The following is a 12,982-nucleotide window of genomic DNA, read 5'->3' on the forward strand; positions in this document are numbered from 1 at the left end:
CGCAAAGGATGGCAGTTCATGGCAGATCGTGGATGAGATATCCGGTTTGTAGCCAAACCCAGCGTACGGGCACCGTCACAGCGGGTACGTTCTTGCCCCGCCGGACGCATGGCACCCATCGGGCACAACCCGGGTAACTCGCCTTGAATCCGGCACGGTTCGACGGTTCGCAAGAGAGGGCCCCACCATGGCGTCGTCAACGGTGACCTCGTCCCTGCCCCCCAGGCCATCGCGGCCGAACCTCGCCTTCCGGCGGCTGCGCGCACAGCGTTCGCCGGGCGAGTTCGCCGCGGCGGTGCGGCGGGCCGCGCGTGAGATCGGCGAGCGGGTCAGCTGCGACGCGCGCTACATCGGGCGCGTGGAGGCGGGCGAGATCCGCTGTCCCAACTACGCGTACGAGCGGGTGTTCCTGCACATGTTCCCCGGCCGCACGCTCACCGACCTGGGCTTCGCGCCCCGCTCATCGGTACGCGGGCGCGGGGCGCGCGACACGGACGAAGCGCCCCCTCCACACACCGCGAGCCCTTCGCACGCCTCGCATGAGACGGAGGGGGCGTACGAGACGTATGAAGCGCAGGAAAACCCGTACGACCCGCATGACCCGCACGATCCGTGCCACTCGTACGACCCGCACGATCCGTACGAGAACCACGAACAGAACCACGAGGAGAGCGACGTGCAGCGTCGCGCATTCATGACCGGAGGCACCGCCACTGTGGCGGCCGCCTCGATGGTGCCCTTCGGGGTCGCGTTCGGCTCCCCCGCCGCAGCCGCGGACCGGCGTGTCCACCGGGCGGGAACGTCCGAGGCCGGCGCCCTCGAAGAGGCCGTACGCAAGATCCGGCTGCTCGACGACCGGCACGGGGCCGACGGCCTCTACCGGCGGGCCGCGGCGCCGCTGCGGACGGCGTACGCGCTGCTCGACGCGGGCACCACCCGGCAGGCGACCGCCGACCGGCTGTACGCGGGGGCGGGTGAACTGGCCATCTCTGTGGGGTGGCTGGCGCACGACTCCGGGCGCTTCGACGACGCGCGGTCGCACTACGCGGAGGCGCTCGCGACCTCGCGGATGTCCGGTGACCCGGGCCTGGAGGCGCACGCCTTCTGCAACACGGCGTTCCTCGCGCGTGACGCCGGCCGCCCGCGCGAAGCCGTGCGCGCGGCGCAGGCGGCCCAGCGCGCCGCACGCCCGCTGGGCTCCCCGCGGCTGCTCTCCCTGCTCGCGCTGCGCGAGGCGGGCGGCTGGGCGGGGCTCGCCGACCGCGCGGGATGCGAGCAGGCGCTGGCCCGCGCGCAGGCCCTCTACGAGCGGGGCCCTTCGGAGACGGACCCCGAGTGGATGACCTTCTACGGAGAGGCCGAACTGGAGGGTCTGGAGGCGCAGTGCTGGTCGACGCTGGGCGACTGGCCCCGCGCGGCCCGCCACGCACGCCGCGCCGCGGCCCTCCAGGACCCGCACTTCACCCGCAACCTGGCCCTCTACACCGCCGAGCTCGCCGACGACCTCGCCCGCGGCGGCCGCCCCGACGAGGCCGCCCTCGCGGGCCTGCGCGTCCTCGACCTGCTGGGCGAGGTCCAGTCCTCCCGCATCCAGACCATGCTGGCGGGAACCGCGCGGGTACTGCTGCCGCACCGGAGGGCGTCGGGAGTCTCGGCGTTCCTGGACAGGCACGCGTCACTGCCACGCACGGCGTGAGGAGAGCCGCCGAAGCCGAGAGGGGCCGGCAGTGTCCAGGTGGTCAGGCGGTCAGGTGTCCGCAGTCGTTCCACGACTCGATCGCGGGCTCTCCGTAGGCCCACCCGAGTACCGACAGCGAGGTCGGGTTGAGGCGGACGCGGGCCGCGAAGTCCAGGGGGAGGCCCAGCCAGCGGGCGCCTATGGAGCGCAGGATGTGGCCGTGGGCGAAGACCAGTACGTCACGGTCGGCGGAGCGGGCCCACGCAACGACCTCGTCCGCGCGCGCGGAGACCTGTTCCAGGGTCTCGCCCTCGGGGACGCCGTCGCGCCAGATGAACCAGCCCGGCCGGACCGCCTGGATCTCGGCCGGGGTCATGCCCTCGTACGCGCCGTAGTCCCACTCCATGAGCGTGTCCCAGGTGGTCGCGCGGTCCCCGAACCCGGCGAGTTCGCACGTCTCACGCGCGCGTGCCAGCGGACTCGTGCGCACCTCCACCCCGTCAAGACCGTCGAACGGCGTCCGGTGCAGCCGCTCGCCGAGGAGTTTGGCGCCACGCTTTCCCTCTTCCAGGAGCGGGATGTCGGTCCTGCCGGTGTGCTTGCCGGACAGCGACCATTCGGTCTGTCCGTGCCGGGCCAGCAGGATGCGCGGTGCCATGGAGGGATGCCTTTCCGATAGGTACAGGGAGAGGGTCGTTCAGATGACGGAAACGGGTCACTAACGGGTCATTGAGGTGTGCGAGGTGGGTCATTCCATCATCGCGCACCCGTGCACTGGGCAACCCGGGGGGCGATCTCTGCGTCTTTGACGACCGAGGGGCGCCTCTTCGGGGAGTTCACATACACCGTAAAATCCAATGTGGCCACGGATCGTCGTGAGCAGACTGTGCAGACTTGGCCGTCGGCAGACTGAGCAGACCGGCGGGTCACCGCACAGATGGGGGAGGGCGATTCGGATGCCGCAGGCCGATGCACCGCGTACCGAGGCGGCACCACGCGCCCGGCTCCGCCGGTGGACCGAGCCGCGTAACTCCAGGACGGCGCGGGCCCGGCTCCGCTGGTGGACCGAGCTCCCGCTGATCCTGCTGGTGTACGCGTCGTACTCGGCGGGCCGGCTGCTCGCCCGGGGCGACGAGTCCGGTGCCGTCGACCACGGCCTGGAGATCCTGCGCATCGAGAAGGCCCTGCGCCTCAACGCCGAGCACCCGCTGAACCGTCTTTTCACCCGTGAAGCCTGGCTCGGCGTGCCCGCCGACTTCTGGTACGCGTCCCTGCACTACCTGGTCACGCCCGCGATCCTGATCTGGCTCTTCCGGTCCCGCGCCGTGCGCTACCGCGCGGCCCGCACCTGGCTGATGACCTCCACGTTCATAGGCCTGATCGGCTTCACCCTGCTGCCCACCTGCCCGCCACGGCTGCTCGCGGCGGGCCACGGGTTCACCGACACGATGGCCCAGTACAGCGACTACGGCTGGTGGGCCGGCGACGCGAGCGCGCCGCGCGGCCTCGGCGGCATGACGAACCAGTACGCGGCGATGCCGAGCCTGCACGTGGGCTGGGCGCTGTGGTGCGGAGTGATCCTGTGGCGGTACGGCCGGACGCCCCTCGCCAAGGCCGCGGCCGTCGCGTATCCGCTGATCACCACGATCGTCGTGATGGGCACGGCGAACCACTACTTCCTCGACGCGGTCGCGGGCGCGGCGGTGATGGGCGCCGGGCTGCTGCTGACCCCGTTCGTGATGCGGGTCGCGGACCGTGCGAGGACCGCGCTCGGCGCGCGCTTCAAGGCGGTCCTCGACGTTCGTTCCGCAGGGGCCCCGGGTGCCTCGCACGGCGCAGGTTCCTCAATTGTCAGTGCGGGGTGCCAGACTTCCACGGGTGAACGATTTCCCCGACAGCGCGAGTCCCGAGCCGGGCCGAGAGCCGAACCGGGTGCCGCCCCCACGGACGCGGGGGACGGCGCTGCGGCAGCGGCTCGCTGACCTGCGTGGCCCGTCCGTACCCCCCAAGGCTCTCGACGCACGCGCCCTCGCGGCGCTCGCCGCGAACCCGGGGTGCGAGCGGCGCTCTCTCCTGGACGGCGCGGGGGTCGACAAGGCGAAGCTGGCGGAGGGGCTGGGCTCGCCTTCCGCCTTCGGACAGTCGCAGTTCGCCTTCATGCGGGGCAACGCCTTCGAGGCGCGGGTGAAGGCCGACGGGGGCGCGGAGTTGCTGCGGCTCGTGCACGAGAAGCTGGACCCGGGTGCCGAACCGCCCGGCTCCGGGCGCGTACCCGACCTGTCGGCGGTCGGCCCCGAGGGGCGCGCGGCCCGTACGGCGCTCGCGTTGCGCGAGGCCACCGAAGCCGGGGGCTGGACCCTGCTCGACCACCCCATGGTCGCCCTCGACGTCGCGGGCTCCCCCGCGTTCCTGGAGCCCGACGCCGTGGTGGTGCACCCCGACGGCGGCTGGACCGTCGTCGAGATCAAGTCCTTCCCCATGCTGGACGGTTCGGCCGACCCGGCGAAGGTGGGCGCGGCCGCCCGCCAGTCCGCCGTCTACGTACTGGCGCTTGAGGAGATCGCCGCCCGCCTCGACCAGCCGGGCGAGGTCCGCCACCGCGTCCTCCTGGTCTGCCCCAAGGACTTCTCCAACCTCCCGACCGCGTCCGCCGTCGACGTCCGCAAGCAGCGCGCCGTCACCCGCCGCCAGCTCGCCCGCCTCACCCGGGTCGAGGACATCGCCGACGCCCTCCCCGAAGGCACCTGTTTCGCCCCCGACCTCCCGGCCGACTCCCTGACGGCCGCCGTCGAGTCCGTCCCGGCGACGTACGCCCCTGAATGCCTCGCCGCCTGCGAGCTCGCCTTCCACTGCCGCGACCGTTCCCGCGCGGCCGGCGCGGTGACGTCCTTGGGGCGCTCACTGCGCGCCGAGCTGGGCGGGCTGACGACGGTGGGGGACGTGCTGGCCGCCGCCCACGGAGAGGCCGGGGACCCGGACGATCCGGCGGTCGCCGCGCTGCGCAGGGCGGCGGAGCTGCGGGCCGAGGCGTTGGGATTCCAGCTCTCGGGAGCCCAGCCCCAGTCGTCGGGAGCCCCGGAGGCGGCCGTATGTCGCTGATCGCCACCCTGGCCCGACTCGAAGCCGTCGACAGCGGCCGGGCCCAGCCCACCGCCACCGTGCGGCACCGGCATCTCACCGAGCGGCCCCTCGTGTTCGTGCCGCTGATCACCGCCGGTGAGGCCGGGGCCCCGCTCGGGGCGCTCGTCGGAACCGAGCGGGACGCGCCGCGGCTGCTCGTCGTACCGCAGCCACGCGACCGCGACCTGCGGTTCGCGTTCCTGGCCGAGCTCGCGGACGTCGTCCTGCCGTACATCGACTCGTACGCCGACGTGGTCGAGGCGGCCGAGCGCAGCGAGACCGATCCGGAGACCGGGAAGCGCGTCAAGGTCGAGGTCGAACTGTGCGCGGACGCCCCGCAGTTGATCGTGCCGAGCCGGTCGGGCGTCGAGTTCGTACGGCTGCTCGGGCGCTCCATGCGGTTTCGGCGCACCGCCGAGGAGGAGCCGGAGGCGCCGCACCCGGCACCGCCCCGGGTGCCGTTGCTCGGGCGGTGGATGACGCACTTCGGGGAGCGGGCCCGGGTGCCCGGCTCCTCGCTGCTGCTCGCCCTCACCGACGTGCTGTCTCGGCACTGGGCCACCGGGCAGAGCAGTCTGGAGGACCAGCACCTGGGGGCGCTGCTCGCCTGGATCGACCCGGCGGACGGTGCGTCGGGCGCCGAGGCGGCGCTGCGGGCCGAGTTGCTGCGGGACTCCCGGGGGCAGCTCGTCTGCCCGCCCGCCGGACCGGCCACCGACCCGGCCTTCGACAACAAGCTGCTGGCTCCCGCCATCGAGCGCTACGACCGTGCGCGCACCGCACTCGCCGCAGCCGAGGACGGCATCGAGGCGGACGACCGGCTCGGTGACCTCACCGCCGCCGAGCGGGAGATCCGCGCCCTCGTCGGGGGCGTCATGCTGCCCACCTGGGAGGCGGTGTGGCGCGGCCTCGACCTGCTGCGGGAGCTGCCCGAAGGCGCCCACGCGACCGACCGGTGGACCCGCGACCGCTGGTCGTTCACCGGCCACCGGGACCGGATCACCGCGGGCGAACCCCCGCAGCCGCGCCGCGACGACGCGGTCACCGCGGCGAACAAGCTCGCCACGCGCGAGCGCGAACAGGCCCGCCTGGAAGCCCAGGAGGCCCTCGACGACCCGCTCGTCATGGCCGGCCGGCGGCTCGGCGGCGAGGCCTTCGCGGGCGAGGTCATGGATGTCGTGATGACGTACAGCGAGGGCAAGCGGCCGAGTCCGCGCCCGCTGGTGACGGTGCGCACGGACGACCGGCCGCATCTGGGCGAACGGGCCAAGGTGTACAGGTCGTTGGGCGGGAAGCCGCAGGCGGCCGAGTTCGTCGCCGCCGAGGAGGACGGCGCGCTGGTCGTCCTGCGGGTGGTCGACAAGATGGGACGCGGCAAGGAACCCGAGGCCGGGTCCGTACCGGAGAAGGGCGACCTCGTCTGCTTCACCCTCTTCGAGCACGAGCAGCGCGGCGGGGCGAAGCTGCCCGACCCGGAGGAGACACCGTGGACACATGGCGGGCCGCCGGGTGAGACCGACGCCGTACCGCTTCCCGATCCGGTGACGGAAGAGGACGTCCTATGACACCGCCCCTGACGACTCCCGTCTTCGACCCGGGCGCCGCGGCGACCCGCGCCACCGACGCGATCCTCCGCGACACACTGCACGGCACGCACCGCGGAGTCGTGGTCGACTCACCGCCCGGCGCCGGAAAGTCCACCCTCGTCGTCCGGGCCGCGCTCGAACTGGCCGCCGCCGGGCGCCCGTTGATGGTCATCGCGCAGACCAACGCCCAGGTCGACGACCTCGTGCTGCGGCTCGCCGAGAAGAACCCCGAGCTGCCCGTCGGACGGCTGCACAGCAGCGACCCTGACCCGTACGACAAAGCGCTCGACGGCCTGGAGAACGTACGCAAGTCCACCAAGGCGGCCGACCTGGCGGGCCTCGACGTCGTCATCTCGACCGCCGCCAAGTGGGCCCACGTCAAGGGCGTCGAACCGTGGCGGCACGCGATCGTCGACGAGGCGTACCAGATGCGTTCGGACGCGCTGCTGGCCGTCGCGGGGCTCTTCGAGCGGGCGCTGTTCGTGGGCGACCCGGGGCAGTTGGACCCGTTCGCGATCGTCGGATCCGAGCAGTGGGCGGGTCTGTCGTACGACCCTTCGGCGTCCGCCGTGACGACGCTGCTCGCCCACAACCCCGAACTGCCGCAGCACCGCCTGCCGGTGTCGTGGCGACTGCCCGCGTCCGCGGCTCCGCTGGTCTCGGACGCGTTCTACCCGTACACCCCGTTCCGCAGCGGTACGGGCCACGGGGACCGGCGGCTCGACTTCGGTGTCCCGTCGGACGGTTCGGGTCCCGACCGGGTCATCGACGAGGCGGCGGAGGCAGGTTGGGGGCTGCTGGAGCTGCCGGCCCGGCACACGCCTCGTACGGACCCGGAGGCGGTCCGGGCCGTGGCGCATGTCGTACGCCGTCTCCTCGACCGGGGTGGCGCGGCCACGTCGGAGCGGTCCGCCGAACCGGTGCCGCTGACCGCCGACCGGATCGCCGTCGGGACGGCGCACCGGGACCAGGCCGCCGCCGTACGGGCCGCGCTGGCCGAGCTCGGCGTCGCTGACGTCACCGTCGACACGGCGAACCGGCTTCAGGGGCGGGAGTTCGATGTGACGGTGGTGCTGCATCCGCTCTCGGGGCGGCCCGACGCGACGGCGTTCCACCTGGAGACGGGCCGGTTGTGCGTGCTCGCGTCACGGCATCGGCACGCGTGCATCGTGGTGTGCCGGGCGGGGGTGACGGAGCTGCTGGACGATCATCCGTCCACCGAGCCGGTTCAGCTGGGGGTCACGGTCAAGTTTCCCGATGGCTGGGAGGCGAACCATTCGGTGTTGTCCCATCTGGGGGAGCACCGGGTGGCTTGGCGGCCCTAGCCCATGGGATCGGCTCCCGAGATCGACCCCCGAGACCCCGCTCGGTCGGCTCCGGCTCGGCTCCAGCCTGGCCCCGGGCCCTCTTGCGCCGTCGGGGGACAATAGACGGTGGCCCGCTCACAAGGCGGACCCTGAACCGTACGAGGAGGAGAAGACATGGCGGAGCCCACGCCGCGTCGGAACGAACCGCGGCTACGCCCCGCGCCCCTGCTCTTCGAGCCCGCGGAAGCCGCGAGCGATCCGGAGCACTTCTTCGACCTGGAGTCGATAGACGATCCGCGGGCGCTGCTGGCGCGTGCGACGGAGCTGACGCAGGCGTTTCGTGCCGCGGCCGACCGGGCCCTCGAGTACCAGGCGATGGCCGCAGCGCAGCTTGCCGATCCTCGGCGATTCGACCGGCTCACCGCGGCTGCGGTCGCGGAGCGGGCCGAGTGGACCGAGGACTACGCGAAGAAGATGATCGAGTTCGGCCGTGATCTGCTTCGCGGGGTGGAGGGGAGCGGGCGGGCGCCGGGGCTTGGGCATGGGGTTGGGGATCATGCGTGAGGTTCGGCGGTGCGGGGGGTGAGTTCGGGTTTTTTCGCCCCCTCCGCCCCTACCCGTCCCGTACCTGGGGGCTCCGCCCCCAGACCCCCGTATCGCGCTGACGCGCTCGTCCTCAAACGCCGGACGGGCTGAAAATTCCATACTCCTCCCTGCCCCCTCCTGTCCCGGTTTCCGGCAACCCTCTGAGAGCGGGTGCTCACCACCGGTAGATGTATTTGCCATGAGCACTTCCCCCGACCAGTTCGACATCTCAGGTGTCACGCCCGAGGGAGTCGCCTGGCTCGCCTCGGCGGGAACGTACCCGCGCAGCACTCTCGCGCTCTGGGAGGAACGGCCGGGTGCCCCGGTGGTCCTGCCCTGCGGGAGCACCTTCGACATCGTGAACACTCCGGTGATCTTCGGGCGGCGGATGCTGGACCTCCTGTGGGACGAGGGGCCCGGTTCGGGCCCGGTTGCCGCGTACCGGGGGCGGATGCTGCTGTTCGCCGCGCCCGGTTCCGCGCAGCGGCTGCCCTCGCTGCTCGACCGGGAGGAATGGGGTTCCCGTTCGAGGATCGAGGGCTCCGGCCGGAGCGGTGGGATTCCGCCGCTGCTCTGCCACGGCACCGGCGACGCGGTCACCGTCCCCGCGCCGGGCGTCGGCGACACCAGGGGGTCGAGCACCGGGAACCGGCTGGAATCCCGTTGGCTCGTCGCCCCCGACACCCGGCAGCCCTGGCTCCCCGGCCCGGAGATCCTGCTCTGGGCGGCGGTCCGGGCGGCCCGCGCGGCGGCCTCCGCGGCGGTGCGGATATCGATTTTTCCTCCCCGCGATCAGGATGCTAAGGTCTACGACGTCAGCAAGCGCCGCTAGCTCAGTTGGTTAGAGCAGCTGACTCTTAATCAGCGGGTCCGGGGTTCGAGTCCCTGGCGGCGCACAGACGGTGAGAAGCCCCTCGCGAGAGCGAGGGGCTTCTTGCGTATGCACCGGCCGGTCCTACGTGGCTGCCGCTCACTCCGTCGTGATCTTCACCGTCCACGCCCCCGTGACCGTCCGGTCCTCCACCTCGATCCGCACGTTCTCGCCGGGCACGGTGAAGCTCTCCCCGAGTGCCACCGGCGCGTCCGCGAGCGGCGGGTAGACCGAGTCCTCCCAGCAGGACTCGGAGTGCGGGTGCGCGTCGAGGACCTCGATCGGGCCGCGGCCGGACTCGGCCTCGCTGCGGACGCGGTAGACGAGGACGCCCTGCGTGCACGTCGTACCGTCGTTGCCCGCGGAGCCGCGCGCCTCGAAGGCCAGCACGGTGTCGGGACCCGTACGGGCCACCGCCAGCTTGGTGCCCCGGCCGGAACCGAAGGTCCGCGCGCCGGAGGAGCTGGAGTCACCGGATGCGCTCGAGCCGCTGGATCCCCCAGAGCTGGTGAAGCCCCCGGACCCGGTCCGGAGCCTGGACAGAGGCGCCCCCGCCTCCCCGACCGTCGCTGGCCCGGTGCCCAACGGCTCCAGCGTCAGCCGCGTACTCCCCCGGCCCCGCACGCACGCGACCTGGCGCGGATCCAGCCAGCCGAGCTTCCACTTGTGCCAGCCGAACAGGTCGGGCGCGAGGCCGAACTGGCTGCCCATGAGGTCCCAGTCGCCGACGTAGGTGTCCCAGTCGCCCTTGCCGTCGACGGGGCGGTGGTAGAGGTCGGGGAGGTCGAAGATGTGGCCCGTCTCGTGGGCGAGGACGAGGCGGTCCGGCGGGTGCTTCTCGAAGACGGTGACGACACGGCGGATGTCCTTGCCGTCGGCCCGCAGGGGGGTGTCGAGGTTGACGACCTTCGTGGCGTCCGAGTCGACGCCCGGCGCGTCCGGGTCGGCCACGAGGTAGACGATGTCGTAGCGGGAGAAGTCGACCCGCCCGTCGGCCACGGCGAGCGCGTCGCGCAGATAGGCGGCGCGGTGCGTGGAGTCCCAGTCGCGCTGTATGGCGTACGACGTGGAGGCGTGCGGCATCCGGATCCAGTCACGCTGTGGGTGCGGGCGCAGCGTGAATCTGCCGTACGAGGCGCGCTCGAAGAAGTCGCTGGTGGCCGGGAAGTAGTCGGCGGTCAGTTCGGCGGGCGTGGTCTGCGGCTCGGAGTCGGGGAAGGACAGGAAGACCATCACGGCGTCGAGGGGGCGGGTGGGGCGCGTGTAGGCGGCGTTCCAGGTGTCGACGCCCTCCGAGTGGTGCGCCGCGGTCCGCTTCAGGGCGCACAGGTCCGAGCGGGGTTCGGCGAGGGCGGGGCCGGGCAGCAGCGAGGTCGCGGCCAGCGCCGACATCGAGGTGAACACCGCCGCGGTGCTGCGCCAACGGGGCGACCCGTCACGGGTGAAGGCTCGCAGGGCCTCACGGGTGAGCTCCTTCAGGGGGAGCGGACGCGGCACATCGACCTCCGGATGCGGATTTCAGGACACCGCACCCAGCCTGTGATGGTTTGTCATATTTCGCCCTGTTTGTCTACACCAGAAGAGTGAGAGGCCACGGGAGGGCGACACCCCGAACACTCACGGAACGTCACAGGCGATCGGAGGGGGAAGGAACCCGTCCAGATGCAGGCAGAAACGATCTGTCAGAAGGGGTGGTTGTTCCGGGACACTGGACAGTGGCTGCAACTCCCCGGGGCCAGCCTCTATGATCGGCACACTTTCCTGCACGGACACGGCTTGTGCGGCCGTCCAGCACCGGCCGACCACCCCGAGAGACCCATACGAAGAACGAGTGCACTGCGGGAGCGAGCGGTGAGCGGAACGTCCGAAGGGCCGGCGCCCGCGGCAGACCTCGTCCGGCCGGCCGTCACAGAGCGTCACATCGAGACATCTCCTCGTACGTCCGCCGGGTTGCATCCCGGCACATCCGTATCCCCCGGAACACCACCCGGCACATCGGTCTCTTCCGAACCGCCCCCCGGCACAGCCGTATCGGCCCGGACGGCTTCCGACTCCACGGTCCCGGCCCGAACATTTCCGGACGCGGCGTCACCCGGCGCCTTCCAGGCGGCGTTCGGCACCGCGCCCCTCGCGATGGCCGTCGTCGACCGCGAGGGTCTGGTCGTCACCGCCAACGAGTCGCTGGGCGAACTCCTCGGCAGCGACGCCGACGCGCTCACCGGGCGGATCGCCTCCGACCTGGTGGACCTGGCGTCCGACACCCGCACCTGGCACGCGTACCGCGAGGTGCTGCGCGGCCGGCAGGCCCGGCTGCGCTGCACGCGCCGGCTCAAGCACCCCGACGGACACTCGCTCTGGGTCCAAGTCACGGTCGCGCCGCTGCCCGCCCAGGAGCGGGCGGTGCTGATCTCGGTCGCCGACATCAGCGCCCGGCGTGAACTCCAGGCGCGGCTGCGGCACTTGCAGATGCACGACGCGGTGACCCGGCTGCCCAACCGCACCTTGTTCTTCGAGCGGCTGACGGCCGCCCTGGAGGCGGAGGCCTACGAGGAGGGCGGCACCGGCCGGATCGGGCTCTGCTATCTCGACCTGGACGGGTTCAAGGCGGTCAACGACACCCTCGGCCACCGGATCGGCGACCGGCTGCTCGCGGCCGTCGCCGAACGCCTGACGCGCTGCGCCGACGAGGCCGGTTACGCACGGGCGGCCACTCCCCTGGTGGCGAGACTGGGAGGTGACGAGTTCGCGCTGCTCGTCGAGGACTCCACGGGAACCGAGCAGTTGGCCGACCTCGCCGAGTCCGTCCTCAGGTCACTGCAGGCTCCCTTCGACCTCTCCGGCCAGCGGCTCTCCGTCTCCGCGTCCATCGGCGTCGTCGAGCGCCGCGCCGCCGGGACGTCCGCGACCGGGCTGATGCAGGCCGCGGACACGACGCTGTACTGGGCGAAGGCGGACGGCAAGGGCCGCTGGACCCTCTTCGACCCGGAGCGCAACGCCCACCGGATGACCCGCCAGGCCCTCTCCTCCACCCTCCGCGCGGCCGTCGAGCGCGGTGAATTCACCCTGGAATACCAGCCGTTGGTGGGCATGGAGGACGGCGGCGTGCGCGGGGTCGAGGCCCTCGTCCGCTGGAACCACCCCCAGTTCGGAATGCTCACGCCGAATCGGTTCATCGGACTGGCCGAGGAGGACGGCTCGATCGTGCAGCTCGGCCGTTGGGTCCTTGCCACCGCCTGCCGCCAGGCCCGCCGCTGGCAGTTGGACCACCCGGACGCCGTGCCGATCTTCGTCAGCGTGAATGTGGCGGTGCGTCAGGTCTGGGACTCCGACCTGGTCGCGGACGTGGCGGAGATCCTCTCGGAGACCGGACTCCCGCCCTATCTCCTGCAGTTGGAGCTCACCGAGTCCGCCGTGATGGGTTCGGCGGGCCGCCCCCTCCAGGCCCTGCAGGCCCTCAGCGACATGGGCGTACGCATCGCCATCGACGACTTCGGCACCGGCTACTCGAACCTGGCGTACCTCAGCCGCCTCCCGGTGTCGGTGCTCAAGCTGGACGGCGCTTTCGTACGGGGCTTCCAGTACGAGAACCGCGACGGCACCGACACCCACCCCAACCCCGCCGACGAGGTCATCGTCGAGGCGCTCATCCAACTCGCCCACCGGCTGGGCCTGACGGTCACCGCCGAATGCGTGGAAACCGCCTCCCAGGCCTCCCGCCTGCGCGGCATCGGCTGCGACACCGGGCAGGGGTGGCTGTACTCGCGGCCGGTGGCGGCGGATCGTATCTCCGCACTGCTGGAGTCGGCGGCCACCTGCGGGCAGGTCTGAGCAGCGG

Annotated in this window: 10 protein-coding genes and 1 tRNA gene; 9 read left to right on the plus strand and 2 right to left on the minus strand. The window is 72.1% G+C overall.

From position 1 onward, the window contains the following. Nucleotides 1-187: 187 nt before the first annotated feature. A complete protein-coding gene (locus tag OG219_RS18260; RefSeq protein WP_266827883.1) occupies nucleotides 188-1,696 on the plus strand; it encodes a hypothetical protein in 1,509 nt (502 codons plus the stop codon). Between the two features lie 43 nt (nucleotides 1,697-1,739). On the opposite strand, the gene OG219_RS18265 is transcribed toward OG219_RS18260, so the two are convergent. Further along, on the minus strand, nucleotides 1,740-2,336 hold the full coding sequence (locus OG219_RS18265; protein WP_266827885.1) for a histidine phosphatase family protein: 597 nt from the start codon (nucleotides 2,334-2,336) through the stop codon (nucleotides 1,740-1,742). Between the two features lie 298 nt (nucleotides 2,337-2,634). Between OG219_RS18265 and OG219_RS18270 the strand changes: the two genes are divergently transcribed. From OG219_RS18270 to OG219_RS18300, 7 genes are all read left to right on the plus strand, one after another. Continuing rightward, the gene (locus tag OG219_RS18270) at nucleotides 2,635-3,660 is read left to right on the plus strand and encodes a phosphatase PAP2 family protein (protein WP_266827887.1); all 1,026 of its coding nucleotides are present in this window, start codon (nucleotides 2,635-2,637) and stop codon (nucleotides 3,658-3,660) included. Then, on the plus strand, nucleotides 3,611-4,777 hold the full coding sequence (locus OG219_RS18275; protein ID WP_266836136.1) for a hypothetical protein: 1,167 nt from the start codon (nucleotides 3,611-3,613) through the stop codon (nucleotides 4,775-4,777). The genes OG219_RS18270 and OG219_RS18275 overlap by 50 nt, the downstream gene beginning before the upstream one ends. After that, complete coding sequence (locus OG219_RS18280) at nucleotides 4,768-6,363, plus strand: hypothetical protein (RefSeq protein ID WP_266827889.1); 1,596 nt, start codon at nucleotides 4,768-4,770, stop codon at nucleotides 6,361-6,363. Before OG219_RS18275 ends, OG219_RS18280 begins: the two co-directional genes overlap by 10 nt. Beyond that, nucleotides 6,360-7,709: an AAA domain-containing protein gene (locus tag OG219_RS18285; protein ID WP_266827891.1), complete on the plus strand. Its 1,350-nt coding sequence runs from the start codon at nucleotides 6,360-6,362 to the stop codon at nucleotides 7,707-7,709. Before OG219_RS18280 ends, OG219_RS18285 begins: the two co-directional genes overlap by 4 nt. Nucleotides 7,710-7,865: 156 nt before the next feature. Continuing rightward, nucleotides 7,866-8,255 carry a hypothetical protein gene (locus OG219_RS18290; RefSeq protein ID WP_266827893.1) on the plus strand — a complete coding sequence of 130 codons (390 nt, stop codon included), beginning with the start codon at nucleotides 7,866-7,868 and terminating at the stop codon, nucleotides 8,253-8,255. Nucleotides 8,256-8,475: 220 nt separating this feature from the next. Beyond that, complete coding sequence (locus tag OG219_RS18295) at nucleotides 8,476-9,108, plus strand: bifunctional DNA primase/polymerase (RefSeq protein ID WP_266827895.1); 633 nt, start codon at nucleotides 8,476-8,478, stop codon at nucleotides 9,106-9,108. Beyond that, nucleotides 9,099-9,172: transfer RNA gene (locus tag OG219_RS18300), tRNA-Lys, on the plus strand. Before OG219_RS18295 ends, OG219_RS18300 begins: the two co-directional genes overlap by 10 nt. A 74-nt stretch (nucleotides 9,173-9,246) precedes the next feature. Here OG219_RS18300 and OG219_RS18305 read toward each other — a convergent pair. Further along, on the minus strand, nucleotides 9,247-10,644 hold the full coding sequence (locus OG219_RS18305) for a M6 family metalloprotease domain-containing protein (protein ID WP_266827897.1): 1,398 nt from the start codon (nucleotides 10,642-10,644) through the stop codon (nucleotides 9,247-9,249). 354 nt (nucleotides 10,645-10,998) lie between these two features. On the opposite strand from OG219_RS18305, the gene OG219_RS18310 reads away from it, so the two are divergent. After that, nucleotides 10,999-12,975: a bifunctional diguanylate cyclase/phosphodiesterase gene (locus tag OG219_RS18310; protein WP_266827898.1), complete on the plus strand. Its 1,977-nt coding sequence runs from the start codon at nucleotides 10,999-11,001 to the stop codon at nucleotides 12,973-12,975. Nucleotides 12,976-12,982 lie beyond the last annotated feature (7 nt).

The sequence above is a fragment of the Streptomyces sp. NBC_00038 genome, assembly GCF_026343635.1.
In the GTDB taxonomy this organism is placed as follows: domain Bacteria; phylum Actinomycetota; class Actinomycetes; order Streptomycetales; family Streptomycetaceae; genus Streptomyces.